At 53.0% G+C, this 20,037-nt stretch carries 16 protein-coding genes; 7 read left to right on the forward strand and 9 right to left on the reverse strand.

Features of this window, described 5'->3' with window-relative positions; all coding sequences use genetic code 11:
* Positions 1-2 precede the first annotated feature (2 nt).
* Positions 3-1,070 carry an AI-2E family transporter gene (locus AC5JPW_RS19850; RefSeq protein WP_494242823.1) on the reverse strand — a complete coding sequence of 356 codons (1,068 nt, stop codon included), beginning with the start codon at positions 1,068-1,070 and terminating at the stop codon, positions 3-5.
* A gap of 223 nt (positions 1,071-1,293) precedes the next feature.
* On the opposite strand from AC5JPW_RS19850, the gene bepA reads away from it, so the two are divergent.
* Together bepA and arsC are read left to right on the forward strand one after the other, a co-directional pair.
* A complete protein-coding gene (gene bepA, locus AC5JPW_RS19855) occupies positions 1,294-2,757 on the forward strand; it encodes a beta-barrel assembly-enhancing protease (protein WP_494242824.1) in 1,464 nt (487 codons plus the stop codon).
* A 12-nt stretch (positions 2,758-2,769) separates the two neighbouring features.
* On the forward strand, positions 2,770-3,129 hold the full coding sequence (gene arsC / locus AC5JPW_RS19860; RefSeq protein ID WP_494242825.1) for an arsenate reductase (glutaredoxin): 360 nt from the start codon (positions 2,770-2,772) through the stop codon (positions 3,127-3,129).
* A gap of 33 nt (positions 3,130-3,162) precedes the next feature.
* On the opposite strand, the gene AC5JPW_RS19865 is transcribed toward arsC, so the two are convergent.
* The 3 genes from AC5JPW_RS19865 to upp form a co-directional block, all read right to left on the reverse strand.
* Positions 3,163-3,864 carry a DnaA inactivator Hda gene (locus tag AC5JPW_RS19865; RefSeq protein WP_494243888.1) on the reverse strand — a complete coding sequence of 234 codons (702 nt, stop codon included), beginning with the start codon at positions 3,862-3,864 and terminating at the stop codon, positions 3,163-3,165.
* Positions 3,865-3,959: 95 nt separating this feature from the next.
* The gene (gene uraA, locus AC5JPW_RS19870) at positions 3,960-5,249 is read right to left on the reverse strand and encodes a uracil permease (RefSeq protein ID WP_494242826.1); all 1,290 of its coding nucleotides are present in this window, start codon (positions 5,247-5,249) and stop codon (positions 3,960-3,962) included.
* A gap of 148 nt (positions 5,250-5,397) precedes the next feature.
* Positions 5,398-6,024: a uracil phosphoribosyltransferase gene (upp, locus tag AC5JPW_RS19875; RefSeq protein ID WP_494242827.1), complete on the reverse strand. Its 627-nt coding sequence runs from the start codon at positions 6,022-6,024 to the stop codon at positions 5,398-5,400.
* A gap of 277 nt (positions 6,025-6,301) precedes the next feature.
* Here upp and purM point away from each other — a divergent pair, with 277 nt between their 5' ends.
* From purM to ppx, 4 genes are all read left to right on the forward strand, one after another.
* Positions 6,302-7,339 carry a phosphoribosylformylglycinamidine cyclo-ligase gene (purM, locus tag AC5JPW_RS19880; protein WP_494242828.1) on the forward strand — a complete coding sequence of 346 codons (1,038 nt, stop codon included), beginning with the start codon at positions 6,302-6,304 and terminating at the stop codon, positions 7,337-7,339.
* A complete protein-coding gene (purN, locus tag AC5JPW_RS19885; protein WP_494242829.1) occupies positions 7,336-7,974 on the forward strand; it encodes a phosphoribosylglycinamide formyltransferase in 639 nt (212 codons plus the stop codon). Before purM ends, purN begins: the two co-directional genes overlap by 4 nt.
* 234 nt (positions 7,975-8,208) lie before the next feature.
* Entirely contained in the window at positions 8,209-10,275 is a 2,067-nt protein-coding gene (gene ppk1, locus AC5JPW_RS19890) for a polyphosphate kinase 1 (protein WP_494242830.1), read from the forward strand.
* A gap of 3 nt (positions 10,276-10,278) precedes the next feature.
* Positions 10,279-11,820 (forward strand): exopolyphosphatase, encoded by a 1,542-nt coding sequence (gene ppx / locus AC5JPW_RS19895; RefSeq protein ID WP_494242831.1) that lies wholly within the window; start codon positions 10,279-10,281, stop codon positions 11,818-11,820.
* Positions 11,821-11,822: 2 nt separating this feature from the next.
* Here the strand turns inward: ppx and AC5JPW_RS19900 are convergent, their stop codons facing one another.
* Positions 11,823-14,051: a sensor domain-containing phosphodiesterase gene (locus tag AC5JPW_RS19900; RefSeq protein ID WP_494242832.1), complete on the reverse strand. Its 2,229-nt coding sequence runs from the start codon at positions 14,049-14,051 to the stop codon at positions 11,823-11,825.
* Between the two features lie 339 nt (positions 14,052-14,390).
* Between AC5JPW_RS19900 and AC5JPW_RS19905 the strand changes: the two genes are divergently transcribed.
* The gene (locus AC5JPW_RS19905; protein WP_494242833.1) at positions 14,391-14,582 is read left to right on the forward strand and encodes a YfgG family protein; all 192 of its coding nucleotides are present in this window, start codon (positions 14,391-14,393) and stop codon (positions 14,580-14,582) included.
* Positions 14,583-14,622: 40 nt separating this feature from the next.
* On the opposite strand, the gene AC5JPW_RS19910 is transcribed toward AC5JPW_RS19905, so the two are convergent.
* The 4 genes from AC5JPW_RS19910 to guaA all read right to left on the reverse strand — a co-directional run bounded on the left by AC5JPW_RS19910 (position 14,623) and on the right by guaA (position 19,990).
* On the reverse strand, positions 14,623-15,273 hold the full coding sequence (locus tag AC5JPW_RS19910; RefSeq protein ID WP_494242834.1) for a LysE family translocator: 651 nt from the start codon (positions 15,271-15,273) through the stop codon (positions 14,623-14,625).
* A gap of 47 nt (positions 15,274-15,320) precedes the next feature.
* Positions 15,321-16,127, reverse strand: coding sequence for a helix-turn-helix transcriptional regulator (locus AC5JPW_RS19915; RefSeq protein ID WP_494242835.1), 807 nt, complete (start codon positions 16,125-16,127; stop codon positions 15,321-15,323).
* Between the two features lie 47 nt (positions 16,128-16,174).
* A complete protein-coding gene (locus AC5JPW_RS19920; RefSeq protein WP_494242836.1) occupies positions 16,175-18,148 on the reverse strand; it encodes a tetratricopeptide repeat protein in 1,974 nt (657 codons plus the stop codon).
* A gap of 264 nt (positions 18,149-18,412) precedes the next feature.
* The gene (gene guaA, locus AC5JPW_RS19925; RefSeq protein ID WP_494242837.1) at positions 18,413-19,990 is read right to left on the reverse strand and encodes a glutamine-hydrolyzing GMP synthase; all 1,578 of its coding nucleotides are present in this window, start codon (positions 19,988-19,990) and stop codon (positions 18,413-18,415) included.
* Positions 19,991-20,037: the final 47 nt, after the last annotated feature.

Consider the following 20,037-nt stretch of genomic DNA (forward strand, 5'->3'; position numbering starts at 1 on the left):
AATCAATGCGGGTCATCAACCACCACGGCATCTGGCCAGGCATGAATCACCGCCTTGACCAGCGTCGCCAACGGGATGGCAAAGAAGACGCCCCAGAAGCCCCACAGCCCGCCGAAAATAATCACTGACAGAATGATGACCAGCGGGTGCAAATTCACCGCTTCAGAGAAGAGCACCGGTACCAGTAGGTTACCGTCCAGCCCCTGAATGATCAGATAGACAGCAAAACAGCTCCAGAACTCTGTGCCTGCACCAAACTGAAAGAGCGTCACACAAATAACCGGAATAGTGACCACAAAGGCGCCGATATAAGGAATCAGCACCGAGAAACCGACAAGTACGGCTAACAGCAGCGAGTAGTTGAGGCCAAAGAGCAAGAAACCAAACCAGGTGGCAACGCCCACGACGATCATTTCGAGCACTTTGCCACGAATGTAGTTGGTAATTTGCTGGTTCATCTCTTTCCAGACCTGACCTGCAAGTCCTCGGTTACGCGGCAGTACCCGGCGCACAGCGTTGAGCATCTGCTCTTTGTCTTTCACCAGGAAGAAGACCATTAGTGGCACCAGCACCAGATAGACGGCCAGTGTTAGCAGGCCGACCAGCGAGGCAAGGGAATATTTGACCACCGAGTCGCCCATGCCGAGCATACGGGCGCGCATATTTTCCGCCATCGCATCAATGATGCCGGCATCCATTAGCATCGGGTAGCGGCGCGGAAGTGTGGCAGCATAATCAGAGAGTTTGTTGAGCATCCCCGGCATATCGCGGATAAGATTCATCCCTTGCTGCCAGGCGACAGGCATCACCACGAAGGCCATCACCATCAGAATACCGACAAACAGAATCAACACCATCGATGCTGCCCAGCGTCGGGAGAGACCAATGCGTTCCAGTCGAACCGTTGGCCATTCAAGCAGGTAAGCCAGTACCAACGCGACCAACAGGGGGGCAAGCAGGCCATTGAAAAAGAAGAGGATAATAAAACCGGCCAGCAGAATTACCAGCAGCGCAATCGCTTCAGGGTCACTAAAGCGACGGCGATACCACTGCATCAACAATTCGAGCATATGTTCCTTCCGGGGGAACCGGATTGAGCGGTGTGAGTAGAGGAAGTGTATCGAAATGTCACAAAAAAGACTTCGCTTTTTATCGCCTTTAGCGGAAACATTACTACGGGGTAAAAAGATTTTAATCCTCAGATAACGCAGCTAAACTTCCTCTTCCAGTGCGCAGGAACCAAGTTTCGCGCCTTTGGTCAAACGGTAACACCTTTTATACAGGAATGAGGTTATGTTCAGGCAGTTGAAAAAAACGCTGGTCGCAACCCTAATCGCTGCAGTGATGGTTGGTCAGGCAGTGCCCGCTTTTGCGGATTCGGCAGACAGCTTGCCGGATATGGGAACCTCCGCAGGAAGCACCCTGTCAATCGGCCAGGAAATGCAGATGGGCGATTACTACGTGCGCCAGCTGCGCGGCAGTGCGCCACTGATTAACGATCCTCTGCTGGTGCAGTACATCAATTCGCTGGGGATGCGACTGGTCGCCCATGCTGACTCGGTGAAAACTCCTTTCCATTTTTACCTTGTCAATAATGACGAAATCAACGCCTTCGCCTTCTTTGGCGGTAATGTCGTGCTGCATTCAGCACTGTTTCGTTATGCCGATAATGAAAGCCAACTGGCGTCGGTAATGGCGCATGAAATCTCCCACGTCACTCAACGCCATCTGGCTCGTGCTATGGAAGATCAGAAACGTAGCGCCCCCCTGACCTGGGCGGGTGCCCTCGGTTCGATCCTGCTGGCAATGGCCAGCCCACAAGCCGGGATGGCGGCTCTGACCGGTACGCTGGCAGGGACGCGCCAGGGAATGATCAGCTTTACGCAACAAAATGAGCAGGAAGCGGATCGCATTGGTATCCAGGTGCTACAACGTTCCGGATTCGACCCGCAGGCAATGCCGACCTTTCTTGAAAAACTGCTCGACCAGGCGCGTTACTCCACGCGTCCGCCAGAAATTTTGCTGACCCACCCATTACCGGAAAGCCGTCTTTCCGACGCCCGTAACCGTGCAAACCAGATGCGCCCCGTCGTCGTACAATCGTCAGAGGATTATTATCTGGCAAAGGCCAGGACGTTGGGGATGTATAAATCCGGGCGTAACCAGCTGACCAGCGATCAGATTGATGCCTGGGCAAAAGGCAACGTACGCGAACAACGCGCAGCGCTTTACGGACGGGCCTTGCAGTCTATGGAGGGCAAAAATTACGCGGAGGCCATGAAGTCACTGCAACCACTGTTAAGCGTCGATCCCAATAATGCCTGGTATATTGACCTGGCAACGGATATCGATCTGGGGCAGAACAAAGGCAGTGATGCCATTAATCGTCTTAAAAACGCGAAGGACCTGAGAACCAATCCGGTGCTGCAACTGAACCTCGCCAATGCATATTTGACGAGCGGCCAGCCGGGTGAAGCGGAAAAGATCCTCAATCGCTACACCTTTAACTGGAAAGATGATGTCAACGGCTGGGATTTACTGGCACAAACGGAAGCGGCCCTGAACCATCGCGATCTGGAACTGGCGGCGCGAGCCGAAGGCCAGGCGCTGGTAGGACGGCTCGATCAAGCCATCAAGTTACTGAGCAGTGCCAGTTCACAGGTCAAACTCGGAAGCTTGCAGCAGGCGCGTTACGATGCCCGTATTGATCAGCTTCGCCAGTTGCAGAAAACCTTCCACCCGTATGAAAAGATGTAATCAGGAGAAAAAATGACCGACGCGGTGAAGATTTTTCATAACCCCCGCTGCTCCAAGAGCCGCGACACCCTGAGTCTGCTGAAAGCCAATGGGATCGACCCGGAGGTGGTGCTCTATCTGGATACGCCTGCAGATGCAGAAACCATTACGTCGTTGCTGCGTATGCTGGGTATGTCCAGTGCACGGGAATTGATGCGCCAGAAAGACGATCTGTATAAATCGCTGGCGCTGGATAATGCTCAGTTAACGGAGAGAGAGTTGGTTCAGGCGATGGTAGACAACCCGAAGCTGATGGAGCGCCCGATTGTGGTCGCCAACGGCAAAGCACGTATTGGACGCCCGCCGGAACAGGTACTAGAGATAGTTAACTGACCGCAAAGCCCGGTGACATTTTGCTTACCGGGCCTACAATTTGAGGATGTCTTTCACAAACGGAATGGTCAGTTTACGTTGCGCGGTGATAGAGGCACGATCGAGTTCATCCAGAGTGTCAAACAACGTGCGCATTTCCCGGTCCAGACGCTTGAGCAGAAAACGCCCCACATCTTCTGGCAGTTCAAATCCACGCAGTCTTGCGCGCAATTGCAGTGCCAGCAGTTTGTCTTCGTCTGACAGCGGTTGCAGCTTGTAGATTTGCCCCCAGTCCAGACGTGACGCCAGATCCGGCAGCCCCAGATTGAGCTGGCGCGGAGGACGATCGCCGGTGATCAACAAACGCGTTTTACCCGATTCCAGGATGCGATTGTAGAGATTGAACATCGCCATTTCCCAGAGCTCGTCACCCGCAATACACTCGATATTATCGATACAGACCAGCGAAAGGTGCTCCATGCCATCCAGTACTTCAGGCACAAACCAGGTGCGCTTATCGAGGGGAACATAGCCTACGGCATCGCCGCGCTGCGACAGTTCCGCACAGGCTGCGTGCAGCAGATGACTGCGCCCCGCACCTTCGCGCGACCAGAAATAGATGTATCCGCTATGCTCCTGGCGAAGGACATTTTGCAATGCCGCCAGCAAAGAAGGGTTGTCGCCCGGCCAGAAACTCGAGAACGTTTCATCGTCAGGGAGATAGAGTGGCAGGGAAAGCTGTGCCGGTGTGTTCAGACGTACCTCAACAGGGCTTTAATAAAACGCAGCGAGTTTACCATAAAACTGCGCTGCGTTTGAACCGGGCATCGCGCCCGGTTTACTGACAAGAGTTAGTGCGTTTTTGCTTCGCTTTCGTCAGCATCCAGAACCACTTCTTCCGGGCGCAGAACACTGATCAGTTTGAAGATCAGGCTCAGACCCACGCCGACGATAGTCGCCAGTGCCATACCTTTCAGTTCAGCGGCACCAATGTGTACTTTCGCGCCACTCACGCCGATGATCAGGATCACGGAAGTCAGGATCAGGTTTTGCGCTTTGCTGTAATCCACTTTGGATTCGATCAGCACGCGAATACCGGATGCACCGATCACGCCGTAAAGCAGCAGGGAAACACCGCCCATCACCGGAACCGGGATAATCTGAATCGCCGCTGCCAGTTTGCCTACGCAGGAGAGCAGAATCGCAATGATTGCCGCGCCGCCGATAACCCAGGTGCTGTACACGCGGGTAATCGCCATTACACCAATGTTTTCACCGTAAGTGGTGTTTGGCGTAGACCCGAAGAATCCGGAGATCATCGTGGAAAAGCCGTTGGCAAACATGGAGCGGTGCAGGCCCGGATCGCGAATCAGGTCTTTCTTCACGATATTCGCTGTCACTACCAGGTGGCCTACGTGTTCAGCGATAACCACCAGCGCAGCAGGCAGAATAGTGAAGATAGCAAACCACTCAAAGCGCGGGGTGTAGAAGGTTGGGAGTGCGAACCAATGCGCCTGCGCAATCGGAGTGAAATCAACCACACCCATGGCGAAGGAGAGCGCATAACCGGCCAGAACACCGATCAGAATCGGGATGATAGCCAGGAAGCCGCGGAACAGGACGGAGCCAAACACCGTCACGCCCAGCGTTACCATCGAAATAATTACGGTTTTGGTATCAGCAGACTGACCATCCGCAGGCAGTAATCCGGCCATGCCTGCTGCTACACCGGCCAACTCCAGACCGATGACGGCAACGATTGCGCCCATTGCCGCAGGCGGGAACATCACATCCAGCCAGCCCGTGCCCGCTTTCTTCACAATGAAAGCCACAACACAGAAAAGCGCACCACACATGATGAATCCACCCAGCGCCACTTCGTAGCCGAGCGGCAGAAGCAGCAGAACCGGCGAGATAAAAGCAAAACTGGAACCCAGATAAGCCGGGATCTTCCCTTTACAGATAAAGAGATACAGTAGCGTTCCGACACCGTTAAACAACAGCACGGTGGCCGGGTTGATGTGAAACAGGATTGGCACCAGCACGGTTGCGCCAAACATAGCGAACAAGTGCTGCAAACTAAGCGGGATTGTCTGTAAAAGCGGCGGTCTTTCACTCACCCCGATAGCACGGCGCGTCATAGTGTTTTCCTCTAAGTGTTGTTGTTTATGTTCCGCTCATCGTTCAACGCACAGTTTTGTGAACCGTGTGAGGAATTCAGGCGGATTCTGTTCTGGTTTACGCCAAAAAAAAGCCGACTTTCAAAGTCGGCTTTTATTTTTAAAGCATTTACTTCGTACCAAAAATTTTGTCGCCGGCATCGCCGAGGCCCGGAATAATGTACCCGTGCTCGTTGAGGCCTTTGTCGATGGACGCGGTGTAGAGTTCGACGTCCGGATGTGCCTTTTCCAGTGCAGCCAGGCCTTCAGGCGCAGCAACCAGCACCAGCACTTTGATGCTGTGACAGCCCGCGTTTTTCAGCAGGTCGATGGTGGCGATCATGGAACCGCCGGTCGCAAGCATCGGGTCAACAACCAGCGCCATACGCTCGTCGATGTTAGAAACCAGTTTCTGGAAGTACGGTACCGGCTCCAGCGTCTCTTCGTTACGGTAGATACCGACCACGCTGATACGTGCGCTTGGAACGTGTTCCAGTACGCCTTCCATCATGCCAAGACCAGCACGCAGAATAGGCACAACGGTGATTTTCTTGCCTTTGATTTGCTCAACTTCAACCGGACCATTCCAGCCCTCAATCACGACGCGCTCTGTTTCCAGATCGGCAGTCGCTTCATAGGTCAGCAAGCTACCGACTTCCGAGGCGAGTTCACGAAAGCGTTTGGTGCTGATGTCATTTTCACGCATCAGGCCCAGCTTGTGTTTGACGAGTGGGTGTTTTACTTCCACGACCTTCATACTCTTCTCCTTCCCCAGAAAGGTGGTAGCCACAAAAAAAATCGCCGGATTATACCGCTTTTTTTCCGTTGTGCTACAGGTACGGGGTTGATCCGGATCAAATAGACTGGAAAAGAGTATATCCTAAGAATCCTGACTACCCGGAAATAATGGACTCGCAAACGTTTGCCTTCACTGTTAGAATTGCGCCGAATTTTATTTCTATAACCTGAATAGTTCGGCTGTCAGCCTGAAATATGACGGGTGAACCGCAAGCAAACGCGTGGGGACTCAAGCAGTGACCGATAAAACCTCTCTTAGCTATAAAGATGCCGGTGTTGATATTGACGCAGGTAATGCTCTGGTAGACCGAATCAAAGGCGTAGTGAAGAAAACCCGTCGTCCGGAAGTCATGGGCGGTCTGGGTGGCTTCGGCGCGCTGTGCGCATTGCCGCAAAAATATCGTGAGCCAGTTCTGGTTTCCGGCACTGACGGCGTGGGTACAAAACTGCGTCTGGCGATGGATCTGAAACGTCACGACAGCATCGGTATCGACCTGGTCGCGATGTGCGTGAACGACCTGGTGGTACAAGGCGCTGAGCCGCTGTTCTTCCTCGACTATTACGCGACGGGCAAACTGGATGTGGATACCGCGTCCAGCGTGATCACCGGCATCGCGGAAGGCTGCCTGCAGTCTGGCTGTGCGCTGGTCGGCGGTGAAACCGCTGAAATGCCAGGCATGTACCACGGCGAAGATTACGACGTGGCCGGTTTCTGCGTTGGCGTCGTTGAAAAGTCAGAGATTATTGACGGCTCCAAAGTGACCGACGGCGACGTGCTGATTGCGCTGGCGTCCAGCGGTCCACACTCCAACGGCTACTCTCTGGTGCGCAAAGTCATCGAAGTGAGCGGTTGTGACCCGGAAACGACCCAGCTTGAAGGAAAGTCCCTGGCTGACCACCTGCTGACCCCGACCCGTATTTACGTGAAATCAATCCTCGAACTGATTGAAAACGTCGATGTTCACGCGATTGCCCACCTGACCGGTGGCGGCTTCTGGGAAAACATCCCGCGCGTACTGCCAGACAATACCCAGGCTGTGATTGATGAATCCTCCTGGCAGTGGCCTGCAGTATTCGACTGGTTGCAGACTGCTGGCAACGTCAGCCGTCACGAAATGTACCGCACCTTTAACTGTGGTGTAGGTATGGTCATCGCACTGCCGGAAGCGGAAGCTGATAAAGCTATCGCACTGTTGAATTCAAAAGGTGAAAACGCGTGGAGAATCGGTATTATCAAAGCATCCGATTCCAGTGAACGTGTGGTCATCGAATGAAAAATATAGTGGTGCTCATTTCCGGTAACGGAAGCAATTTGCAGGCGATTATTGATGCCTGCAAACAGAAGAAGATTAATGGCACCATCAGGGCAGTATTCAGTAACAAGGCCGACGCGTTCGGCCTTGAACGTGCGCGGGAAGCTAACATTCCCGCTCATGCCCTTCTGGCCTCCCAATTTGCCAGCCGTGAAGGTTTCGATCGTGAGCTGATGCAGGAAATTGATGCCTATGCGCCTGATCTGGTTGTCCTCGCAGGCTATATGCGCATCCTCAGTCCGGCCTTTGTTGCCCACTACACCGGTCGTTTAATCAATATCCACCCTTCTCTGTTGCCGAAATACCCCGGTTTGCATACCCATCGTCAGGTGCTCGAAAACGGCGATGAAACGCACGGCACCACCGTGCATTTCGTGACCGACGAGCTGGACGGCGGTCCAGTTATTTTGCAGGCGCAGATTCCGGTATTTGAAGGCGATTCGGAAGAGGATGTCACCGCCCGCGTGCAGACACAGGAACATGCAATCTACCCCCTGGTAGTGAACTGGTTCCTCGAAGGCCGCCTTGCCATGCAGGAAAGTAAAGCCTGGCTGGATGGCGTCTGCCTGCCTCCTCAGGGTTACGCTGCGGATTAATCACACTTTCTCTTTACCTGCGCGTGACTTAAGGTTGCGCGCAACACCTTAATCCGGGTAAAAACGGATTACTGTCATACTTATCTGTCACAGTTGGACATCTGATGGCAAAGCTCGCCATAATATGGGGTGTCTTTCTCACACGAACGCCAATAACGTTTACCTGCACATGAGGACACCGCCTGGCGAGAAGGAATTGCCGTGTCCCGCGAGTTAACTGGAGTGTAAGCTGTAATGGGTCAGGAAAAGTTATATCTGGAAAAAGAACTGAGTTGGTTGTGCTTTAACGAGCGCGTGCTTCAGGAAGCGGCAGACAAAAGCAATCCGCTGATTGAGCGTATGCGTTTCCTGGGCATCTATTCCAATAACCTTGATGAGTTCTATAAGGTCCGCTTCGCAGAACTTAAACGCCGTATCATTATTAGCGAAGAGCAAGGACAAGGCACCAACACCCAATCGCGTCATTTGCTGGGTAAAATCCAGACCCGAGTACTCAAGGCCGATCAGGAATTTGACACGCTTTATAACGACCTGCTGCTGGAAATGGCGCGCAATCAAATCTTCCTGATTAACGAACGCCAGCTTTCCGTCAACCAGCAAACCTGGCTACGCCATTATTTCAAACAGTACTTACGCCAGCACATCACTCCGACGCTGATTAATCGCGAAACCAACCTGATTCGTTTCTTAAAAGACGACTACACCTATCTGGCGGTCGAGATTATCCGTGGGGATTCGATTCGTTACGCGCTGCTGGAGATCCCGTCTGACAAGGTTCCCCGCTTTGTGAACCTGCCGCCGGAAGCGCCGCGCCGTCGTAAGCCGATGATCCTGCTGGACAACATTCTTCGTTACTGCCTCGACGACATTTTCAGCGGATTCTTTGATTACGATTCGCTGAATGCCTACTCGATGAAAATGACCCGTGATGCCGAGTACGATCTGGTGCACGAAATGGAATCGAGCCTGATGGAACTGATGTCCTCCAGCCTGAAACAGCGTCTGACCGCAGAGCCCGTGCGTTTTGTGTATCAGCGCGACATGCCGGATGCCATGGTCGAAATGCTGCGCGAGAAGCTGACTATCTCCCGTTTCGACTCCATTATCCCGGGTGGTCGTTACCACAACTTTAAAGATTTCATCGGCTTCCCGAATGTAGGCAAAGCCAACTTGGTGAATAAACCGCTGCCGCGTCTGCGCCACATCTGGTTTGATAAATTCCGTAACGGGTTTGATGCCATCCGCGAACGCGACGTTCTGCTTTACTACCCGTACCACACTTTTGAGCATGTACTTGAACTGCTGCGCCAGGCATCGTTTGACCCGAGTGTGCTGGCCATTAAAATCAATATTTACCGTGTAGCAAAAGACTCTCGTATTATTGATGCGATGATCCACGCCGCCCACAACGGCAAAAAAGTGACTGTGGTAGTGGAATTGCAAGCGCGCTTTGACGAAGAGGCCAACATTCACTGGGCCAAGCGTCTGACCGAAGCCGGTGTGCAGGTTATCTTCTCCGCTCCGGGCCTGAAAATTCACGCCAAACTGTTCCTTATCTCGCGTATGGAAGGGGAAGAGATTGTGCGTTACGCGCACATCGGTACTGGTAACTTCAATGAGAAGACCGCGCGTATTTATACCGACTACTCATTACTGACCGCCGATGCCCGTATTACCAACGAAGTTCGCCGGGTATTCAGCTTTATTGAAAATCCTTACCGTCCGGTTCACTTTGACTACCTGCTGGTCTCGCCACAAAACTCGCGTCCGCTACTCTATGAGATGATCGACAAAGAGATTGCGAATGCGCAGAACGGTATCCCAGCTGGCATTACTCTGAAAATCAACAACCTGGTCGATAAAGGGCTGGTTGATCGTCTGTATGCAGCCTCAAGCTCAGGCGTGCAGGTTAACCTGCTGGTGCGTGGAATGTGCTCACTGATCCCGGAACTGGCGGGTATCAGTGATAATATTCGCGTAATTAGTGTCGTTGACCGTTTCCTTGAGCACGATCGCATCTATATTTTTGATAACGGCGGCGACAAAAAAGTGTATCTTTCTTCAGCCGACTGGATGACGCGAAATATCGATTACCGTATCGAAGTAGCAGCACCATTACTGGACCCACGCCTTAAACAGCAGGTCCTGGATATCATCGACATTCTGTTCAGTGATACCGTTAAAGCACGCTACGTCGATAAAGAACTGAGTAATCGTTATGTGCCGCGCGGCAATCGCCGTAAAGTGCGCGCGCAACTCGCGATTCATGAATATCTGACTTCACTTGAACAGCCTGATTAATCTATGCCGATAAATGACAACACACCACGACCGCAGGAGTTTGCGGCGGTCGATTTGGGTTCGAACAGTTTTCATATGGTGATCGCGCGCGTGGTGGATGGTGCGATGCAGATCATCGGTCGCCTTAAGCAGCGCGTACATCTGGCTGATGGCCTGGATGCAAACAGCATGCTGAGCGAAGAAGCGATGGAGCGCGGGCTGAGTTGCCTGTCCCTTTTCGCTGAGCGCCTTCAGGGCTTCGAGCCTTCCAGCGTCTGCATTGTGGGTACGCATACTCTGCGCCAGGCTCGAAACGCGACGGAGTTTCTTAAACGTGCCGAGCAGGTTATCCCCTACCCGATTGAGATAATCTCCGGTAATGAAGAAGCGCGTCTGATTTTTATGGGCGTTGAGCATACGCAGCCTGAAAAGGGCCGCAAGTTGGTCATCGACATTGGGGGTGGCTCAACGGAACTGGTCATTGGCGAAGATTTCGAACCCAGACTGGTGGAAAGTCGCCGTATGGGTTGCGTCAGTTTTGCCCAGACTTACTTCCCGGGCGGCTCACTGAATCGCGAAAGCTTCCAGCGTGCCCGCATCTCCGCGGTGCAGAAACTGGAAACGCTGGCATGGCAGTATCGCATCCAGGGCTGGAACGTCGCACTGGGTGCCTCCGGCACCATCAAAGCAGCCCATGAAGTGCTGCTGGCGATGGGCGAGAAAGATGGCTTCATTACCCCCGAACGCCTGGATAAGCTGGTCACGGAAGTATTGAAATACAAGAATTTCGCCGAGCTAAGCCTGCCAGGCCTGTCTGAAGAACGTAAAGCGGTCTTTGTGCCAGGACTGTCGATTCTGTGTGGCGTGTTTGATGCGTTGGCCATTCGTGAGCTGCGCTTATCTGACGGCGCACTGCGTGAAGGCGTGCTGTATGAAATGGAAGGCCGCTTCCGTCATCAGGATATCCGCAGCCGCACAGCGCAGGCGCTGGCCAGCCACTACAACATCGACAGAGAACAAGCCCGCCGGGTGCTGGAAACCACAACCCATATGTTCGATCAGTGGCAGGCACAAAACCCGAAGCTGGCGAACCCGCAACTGGCAGCGTTGTTGAAATGGTCAGTCATGCTCCACGAAGTGGGTCTGAACATTAATCACAGTGGCATGCACCGTCACTCGGCGTATATTCTGCAGCACAGTGATTTGCCTGGTTTCAACCAGGAACAGCAGCTGATGATGTCCACCCTGGTTCGTTATCACCGTAAAGGCATTAAGCTGGATGATTTGCCGCGCTTTACGCTGTTTAAGAAGAAACAATTCCTGCCGTTGGTACAGATTTTACGCCTGGGTGTCCTGCTGAATAACCAGCGTCAGGCCACCACCACGCCGCCGACTCTGCGTCTGACTACGGACGATAATCACTGGACACTGAGTTTCCCGCACGACTGGTTCAGCCAGAACGCGCTGGTCCTGTTCGATCTCGAGAAAGAGCAGGATTACTGGGAAGCGGTCACCGGCTGGCGACTGAAGATCGAAGAAGAACAAGCTCCGGAAGTCGCGGCCTGATATCAGGCCGCCTCATGCTCTACCGCCAGACTTTCCAGCGGTTCTGGTTTGCCAATCAAATAGCCCTGAAGATAATCGATACCCAGCGCGATAGCTGCGCTGCGTATCTCTTCACTTTCTACATACTCCGCAACCACCAGCATTCTTTTCATCCGCGCTAAATGGCAGATAGAGGCCACTATCTGATAATCGAGGCTGTTGGAGACAATATTGCGAATAAAGCTGCCATCAATCTTAAGAATATCCGCATTCACATTTTTTAGGCGGGCATAGCTTGCATATCCGGTCCCGAAATCATCAATAGCCACCCGACAACCCATTTTCTGGAGTTGAGCAAGCGTCTGGTTGGCCTGGTGAATATTGGAAAGCGAATTGCTTTCGGTGATTTCGAAAATGAGCTGCCAGGCTTCAATGCTGTACTTACGCAATAAACGTCCGACTTCCAGCGAAAACTGCGCCCGGCAGACCGAAGTGGGTGACAGGTTGATGGCAAAACGCTGACCGCGTAATTGATCCCGATGTGTAGCCATAAAACTCAGCACATGCTCCACCACCCACAGGTCAATTCGCGATGACAAACCAAACTCATGAGCGACCGGCAGGAAGTCATCAGGATGGATGTACTCGCCATTCTCCTCTTTCATACGCAGTAAAATTTCGTGGTAGTTGTCACCCCGCATGCCCACAATCGGCTGCACCATCAGACTGAAACGGTTCTCTTCCAGTGCACGTTGCAGGCGGCTCATCATATCCACCTTGCTCTTCAGGCTGCGCTGTAGATTGACCGCTCCCCGATGCTGCAAACTTTCCGGATGATTGGTGGCCAGCGAAAGGTCCGCAATGGTGCTCAGTTCTCCCAGCAGTAAATAAAGATGCTGAACCGGCGAACGTACGTAGCAGTAGCTCATCCCCACCTGCGGTTGCAGCGGCATATCATCCCAGGAAAAACGAAACTGCTTGATGCGCTGATCGAGCTCTTCAATACGGGTCTGGTGTGATTGCGAATGCAGGCGAATCGCCAGATCGTACCCCGTCAGCAGATATACGCCCTCTTCTTCCCCCAAAACGGGCCTTAACCACTCCGACAATTTTTGTTTGTACAGGATCCGCAGCATGATGCCGTAATTGCGCCCCAGCAGTTCCAGTTCAGGGATACGCAACAGGCACAATACCGACCAGGGTGAGTCAGCAAGGGAGCGACAAAGTGCGCGTAAGTTCGGCATATGAACAACAGGATCGAGAAACGCCAGTCTCCTGGCACGATCGTGGAGGCGTCGCTGACGTGTCGCCAGCAATGCAACGCTCAGAATAATGACCGAATAGACCAGGTAGCAGGATGAGGCAATCGCCAACTGCACGTCATAACCGGCATAAGCGGGAAGATAGCGATAGTAGTAGTGTACAAAAACTGTGAGTAGCAATGCCCAGAGCAGCGACATAAAGCGATAGCCGAAGCGCATTGAGCCCCATAGCATCACCGGGAGGAGCAACGATAAGGTGTAGTTGGTGCTGAAAATCGAGCTGTTCTCTGTCAGTGGCATCAATAGCAGTATCACCAGACCTGTGGCTATTGCAAACCAGATAATCAACTCCGCACGCGTCACTTTAGGGTCAAATTCATTTCGCAATTGCGAGAACCAACTACGCAGATAACGGGGATGATGTAATGCACGAACCAATAAATAGCAGGTCGGGATCCCCGTCATCGTGCCCACGAGGATGGCCTGGTAATCAATCAACAGATGAATATTGAGCGTTAACGTATTGGTATTGCTGAGCTCAGTGTCATAGAGCGACAGCCAGATAACAAACTGCAGGATAGTCATGTACAGCGTTGCCGGGCAAAACATTTGCCAGAAAAGGCGCTGGGCAAAAAGCCTTGCATCACCGTAGGCAATATTCTGCCGACGGGTCACAAACACGCGATAGCCTCCCCAACTAAGCAAAACCGGCACCAGCAGGTGCAGCGTTTGCGCAATAAGTTGTGCAGGTTCGTCCAGCCTAAAAAGCGCGACCAGACCAAGAATAATACCGGGGATGGCAGCCAGACCATAAATCACCAGCAGACTCATCATCACCGCCATCGGCAGATAGAAAAGCACCACACCTTCGCCAGACACCGTTGTGTATGTATTAGCCAGGCTAAACAGTGGAAGCAGCAAGCACGGTAAAATGAGGGGCAGTGCCCACCACTTATCTTTATGTTGGCGGTAATGTGTAATTAAAGTCATAGATGCTCAGTAGAAAACCCAGGATCCTGCGGGGTATTTTCAGGCAGGCATCCGACCTGACTGTACATGTTTGAGGCAATGAGTGAGCTGGGATTTTAGTACCGAACCGCATGTGATAATTGACATACGTCAAATAAAATAGGGTCGTTTATTTAATTCTTACTTTTTTCCGCGCCAGAATGAATTTAGCATTTACGGGGTAAATGTTTAATTTATTTATATTATCCAGACTAATATTTTTCATCTTTTCGTTTTTATGTGGTGATGAATTGACCTGCACCCCACTCTGTGACTTAATGTCCCTGTCGCCCTTTTATAGGGCTTATCCAAGGAACCATTGTGAGTCAGGCAACCCCTATGCGAAAACGACATCGATTTGACAGTCGCATGACCCGTATCGTACTGCTTATTAGCTTTATCTTTTTCTTCGGCCGTTTTATCTATTCTTCGATTGGCGCCTGGAATCACCACCAGGAAAAGAGCCAGTCACAGCAAGTAAGTCAACCTATCGAATCCTCCGCAGAACGCTAAGTTCTTTTTTGGGCTTTTACACGTCTTCACGTGGGCATTGTCACGCCCAGAAATGACGTAGCATGGCAGCGATCATCACCACACCGAATCCAGCCAGAATACCTCCGGCAATACGCTCGATGATGTGAACATACGCTGTGACACGCACCTGTACCGCTGAGAGCCCGATCAATGCGGCCACGAGCAGATTCCAGAGCAGCACGGCGATGCTCATCCAGGCACCAGAAAAAATCTGCTGTGGAAGCGTCACGCCTGCGCCGAGAATCGAGGTCATCAGCGCCAGATAAAACAGCGCATTTTTGGGATTGAGCAGAGCAGAACTCAATCCCAGCAGGAATTGTTTTTGCAGAGACGGACAGGCCGCGTCGGTAGCACTGAGCGCTTTTTCCTGTTTTCGACTGCGTAAAAGATGGCTGCCAATCCATATCAAATAAAGCGCACCCGCTATTTCGATCAACCGGAACACGAGCGTGTACTTCTGCAACATATTCCAGCCAAACAGTGCCAGCAGGATGTAAAGTGCGTTGCCGAGCGCAATACCAATGCCGATCCCCGCACTTCCACGCAGGCGATAGCGAATGGCATAACCGGACTGCAAAAAGAAATCGGGACCAGGACTGACCAGCGCCACAAAATGTGACAGGGCAAGAAGCGGAAAAGCAGCAGGAATAAAATAAGAAATAAACGACATAACGGTGACTCCCTTAAAAAGAGAGCCACTGTAATGAAAGCATAAGGTTATTTATTGTCGGATATTGATCGTGCCCGCGCATACTGGCGCGGCGTGGCCGCCGTAAAACTAACAAATGTGCGGTGAAAATGACTTTGATCCGCAAAGCCACTGAGATACCCCACATCGGTAATATCGTTCCCCGCGCGCAGCTGAGTTTTGGCAAATTCAACACGGGCATTATTCAGCCAGGCGCCAGGCGTCAACCCTGTCGCCTGTTTAAACTGACGAATCAACGTCTCTTTGCGCAGGTCGTAATGCCCTGCAAAACTGTCCAGCGTCGGCGCAACGGTAAAATCGGCCTGCAACGCAGACTGCATCTCATAAAATTCGCGTTGATCCTGAGGGAAAGTCGAAAGACCCGGTATCTCTGCCAGCAGGTCACGGACGGCACCCGGCAACAGATCGGTCCGATTGCCTTGCATCAGTTCAATCACCCGCTGGTAAGCGGTAAAGAGAAGCGGATCGCGGATAAGGGTGTGCTCGCAGCGCAGCGCATCGCCCGCTTGCCCCCCAAGTTGCGCCAGACACCACGCCTTATCGATATAGAGCATGTAGTAACTGCGCGCCGTGCCCGCAACCGGATTACAACTGTGCGCGACGTCTGGCGCAATCATAACCATATCGCCAGGGTGAAGATGGTATGACTGCCCATCGCAGAACGTCTCCGTCTCCCCTGCCACAATCGCCCCAATAGACAGCTGCGCATGCTGATGCAGTTTGTACGCCTGCGTGCTCTGCCGGGTAGTGCGAAGTTCAATCCAGGGGGCTTTTTCTGAACGCCAGAAGCCTTGTTTGATATTCCGCGTGGTCATTTGTCCTCCCCTGATTTACCTGATTTCATCAATGACCTTCGACATGCCTACTTTTCTGTTACACGTGCCAACCACGCCACGTATTCGGCAGTGAAATCCGCGGACATGTTTTGCCGGTAAGCGTTCAATTCGTCATCCATGCCGAAAATTTTCCATACCACCGGCGCCAGCTGTGCTACTGGGCTCCCGGTGTTTTCCTCCGTACGCAGCAGTTCCAGACTGCGTTTTTTATATTCACCGAGGACCTCCGACTGATATTCAAACGCTTTCCCCAGCCCGGAGAGATACATCAGTTTCGGCACCTCCGCTTGCGGCCACTGCAGCGCCATATTCAACGGCCACTCCAGCATCGAGCGCTCGCCCCATAACGCAGAACGGGGGATGTAGTGATTGGCAACCAGCGTCAGGGTAAACGCCTGCCCCAGTTCAGCAAGATAGACGTCAATCGCGTCACGAGATGGGCGGGCATAAAACGCATCCAGTGGCGAGGCACTCACTGCGCCGATTTTTGCCAGCAGCTTCTGTTCCAGATCCAGTACCAGCGCCCCCAGTTCCGAGTGCTCCACCGTGCCACTTTCAGAACCATATGTTGTACGATGGGTGCAATCCCAAAGCGTGAGCGTAAGCTGCCACTGGCGCTGCTCTCCCACCTCAGCACAACCAAGCTGCCCGGTGACGAAGTATTTCATCGTCGGCGGAACAAGATCGAAAAGCGCATTGCCATCCGTCTCATGAGACGTGAGTACTGGCCCTATCCCCGCAGCAATCTGGAAGTAACACTGAGCTGCAAAAGGTGTCCAGTAATGGCTCGCTTCAGCAAGATACAGCGGAATGGCTCGGGCAAGACGACCCACATCATCCTCGCGCTGCGACTCAGCAGGTTTTGTCTCACTGACAAGCTTGCTAAGTGCAAAGAAACCGACCACGTCGGCCTCTTGCGGTTTTTTTGCGAACAGCCAGTCAGCCTTATAGAGCCCGTAATGCCAGATGGGCTGCGAGATAGCCAGGGTACTGATCTCCACCTGTCCGGGATCGGTTGGCGTCCCCTGCGCACTCTCTTCTCGCATCTTCTGGAACGCCTGCGCTGATTCATCCAGATACTGCTTAAGCGGCGGGTAATCCAGAGCGTACATCCGGCTAAGCAGCTTCTCGCCCTCCTCAGGGTTTCCCAACTCCTGATAAGCGCGCAGCAGGTTGATCCCGGCCATCGGATCGTGACGGTGTTCATCGTAGACCGGCGCGACCAGCTCAACGAGCAGTGGGATTTCACCGTTTTGGCCCAGATCGCCGGAGATCATCATCAGCGCACGGTTGTCGTACCTTCCGCCCGCCAGGACTTCGTCATAAAGCGCTCTGGCGGATGCTACGTCTTTATGCTCAAGATAGTGACGTGCCAGCCACAACTGCGCGCGCCAGGAGCCCGGCAGTGCGGCGACGGTCTGAAGCCCCGCCACATACCCCGCTTCCCCTTCACGTTCCTGTTTAAGGCTCGCCCACCAGACTAGCCCGTTATCCAGATTCGGATCGGCTTCAATGGCCTGCCAGAGGATTTCGTCAGCACGGACGTCATCACCACGTTCGGCAAACACTTTCGCGAGGTTAGTCAGCAAAATGCCCGTCGCACCCACTTTCTCTATTCCTGCCCGCAGTGTGCTTTCGGCCTCTGCCAGCAGGTTGTTTTTCATCAGCACGATGCCCTGGATGGTGTGGCTGCGCTCGGGATCGCTATCGATGTCCACCAAACGTGCGGCAGCGGGAAGCAGATCGTCGGCAAAACCGTCGTTCAGTCCACCGAGAATGGCATCGTAGAGGCCTGCCGCATCGTCCCATTTTTGCTCAAGACCGGGGAGGAAAACCTTGTCCCGCCAGTCGCTGCGGGTGATGTGCATCTGCCTCCCATTGGCATCATAAGCAACAATGAGCTCTTCCTGCGGCTCTATGGGATTTGCCTGTTCTGATTCCACGAAGGTCTGCGATTTGTCTTTTTTGCCGGTCAGGCTGGAAAGCAGTTTTTTAAACATAGTGAGCCGGGTCAGGTCGAAAGCGTTAAAAGGATGAAAGTGTCGATGAGTAAATCCAGGACATGCGTAAACACTCAGCCCAAAGGTTGGCATAAAAGGTCATGGTCGTCTAATGCCTGAATTAGTGGGCTTGGATTTATTACTGCCTGGAAGTCTCTTCGACATACCCTTATCACTCGTGTCAATGACACATAAAAAAACACCAGCAGCGCGAGGCTTACTGGTGTTTTGATATTCAGCGGTTACAGGCTAAAGCCAGAACGCTTATTCCCACTCAATCGTTGCTGGCGGCTTGCCGCTGATGTCATACACCACACGGGAAATGCCGTTTACTTCGTTGATGATACGGTTGGAGACACGGCCGAGGAAATCGTACGGCAGGTGTGCCCAGTGGGCAGTCATAAAGTCGATGGTTTCGACAGCACGCAGGGAGACAACCCAGTCGTATTTACGACCATCGCCCATAACACCAACGGAACGTACCGGCAGGAAGACGGTGAAGGCCTGGCTGACTTTGTTGTACAGGTCGGCTTTGTGCAGCTCTTCGATGAAGATAGCGTCAGCACGACGCAGCAGGTCGCAGTACTCTTTCTTCACTTCACCCAGTACGCGCACGCCCAGACCCGGCCCCGGGAACGGATGACGGTAGAGCATGTTGTACGGCAGGCCCAGTTCCAGACCAATTTTGCGCACTTCGTCTTTGAACAGCTCACGCAGCGGTTCAACCAGACCCATCTTCATCTCTTTCGGCAGGCCGCCCACGTTGTGGTGAGATTTGATGACGTGTGCTTTACCGGTCGCGGAGGCCGCAGATTCGATCACGTCAGGGTAGATTGTGCCCTGCGCCAGCCACTTCACATCTTCCAGCTTCAGCGCTTCTTCATCGAAGATTTCAACGAACACGCGGCCGATAATTTTACGCTTGGCTTCCGGATCGTTCTCGCCCGCCAGCTCGCTCAGGAAGCGAGACTCGCCTTCAACGTGAATGATGTTGAGACCGAAGTGGTCACCGAACATGTCCATCACCTGCTCTGCTTCGTTCAGACGCAGCAGGCCGTTGTCCACGAAGACGCAGGTCAGGTTTTTGCCGATAGCACGGTGCAGCAGCATAGCGGTTACGGAGGAGTCCACGCCGCCGGAGAGGCCGAGGATCACTTTGTCGTCGCCAACCTGCGCTCGAATACGTTCGATAGCATCGTCGATGATTTTTGCCGGGGTCCATAAAGCTTCGCACTGGCAGATATCGATAACGAAACGCTCCAGCATGCGCAGGCCCTGGCGAGTGTGCGTCACTTCCGGGTGGAACTGAACGCCGTAGAAGCGTTTTTCTTCGTTAGCCATAATGGCGAACGGGCAGGTCTCGGTGCTGGCAACGGTCACGAAGTCAGACGGGATAGCCGTCACTTTGTCGCCGTGGCTCATCCACACGTCCAACAGCGGTTTACCGTCGGTGGTCAGGGAGTCTTCGATACCGCGAATCAGGGCGCTGTCGGTCAGAACTTCAACCTGTGCATAGCCGAACTCACGCTCGTTGGAGCCTTCAACGTGGCCGCCGAGTTGCATTGCCATGGTCTGCATACCGTAGCAGACGCCGAACACCGGTACACCGGCTTCAAACACGTACTGTGGTGCACGCGGGCTATTGTCTTCGGTGGTGCTTTCCGGGCCGCCGGAAAGAATGATGCCGCTTGGATTGAATTCGCGGATCTGCGCTTCGGTGACATCCCACGCCCACAGCTCACAGTAAACACCGAGCTCACGCACGCGGCGGGCAACGAGTTGCGTGTACTGGGAACCGAAATCCAGGATAAGAATGCGATGTTTATGAATGTTTTCCGTCATTGACGATTAATTCCGAGGCAAGTGAAACAAAATCGCCCGGCATTAAG

The sequence above is a fragment of the Phytobacter sp. genome (assembly GCF_059074235.1).

Excerpts from the sequence above, each read along its gene's own strand:
- AC5JPW_RS19850 (WP_494242823.1), bottom strand. The coding sequence starts at position 1,070 with ATGCTCGAATTGTTGATGCAGTGGTATCGCCGTCGCTTTAGTGACCCT.
- bepA (WP_494242824.1), top strand. The coding sequence starts at position 1,294 with ATGTTCAGGCAGTTGAAAAAAACGCTGGTCGCAACCCTAATCGCTGCA.
- arsC (WP_494242825.1), top strand. The coding sequence starts at position 2,770 with ATGACCGACGCGGTGAAGATTTTTCATAACCCCCGCTGCTCCAAGAGC.
- uraA (WP_494242826.1), bottom strand. The coding sequence starts at position 5,249 with ATGACGCGCCGTGCTATCGGGGTGAGTGAAAGACCGCCGCTTTTACAG.
- upp (WP_494242827.1), bottom strand. The coding sequence starts at position 6,024 with ATGAAGGTCGTGGAAGTAAAACACCCACTCGTCAAACACAAGCTGGGC.
- purN (WP_494242829.1), top strand. The coding sequence starts at position 7,336 with ATGAAAAATATAGTGGTGCTCATTTCCGGTAACGGAAGCAATTTGCAG.
- ppk1 (WP_494242830.1), top strand. The coding sequence starts at position 8,209 with ATGGGTCAGGAAAAGTTATATCTGGAAAAAGAACTGAGTTGGTTGTGC.
- ppx (WP_494242831.1), top strand. The coding sequence starts at position 10,279 with ATGCCGATAAATGACAACACACCACGACCGCAGGAGTTTGCGGCGGTC.
- AC5JPW_RS19900 (WP_494242832.1), bottom strand. The coding sequence starts at position 14,051 with ATGACTTTAATTACACATTACCGCCAACATAAAGATAAGTGGTGGGCA.
- AC5JPW_RS19910 (WP_494242834.1), bottom strand. The coding sequence starts at position 15,273 with ATGTCGTTTATTTCTTATTTTATTCCTGCTGCTTTTCCGCTTCTTGCC.
- AC5JPW_RS19915 (WP_494242835.1), bottom strand. The coding sequence starts at position 16,127 with ATGACCACGCGGAATATCAAACAAGGCTTCTGGCGTTCAGAAAAAGCC.
- AC5JPW_RS19920 (WP_494242836.1), bottom strand. The coding sequence starts at position 18,148 with ATGTTTAAAAAACTGCTTTCCAGCCTGACCGGCAAAAAAGACAAATCG.
- guaA (WP_494242837.1), bottom strand. The coding sequence starts at position 19,990 with ATGACGGAAAACATTCATAAACATCGCATTCTTATCCTGGATTTCGGT.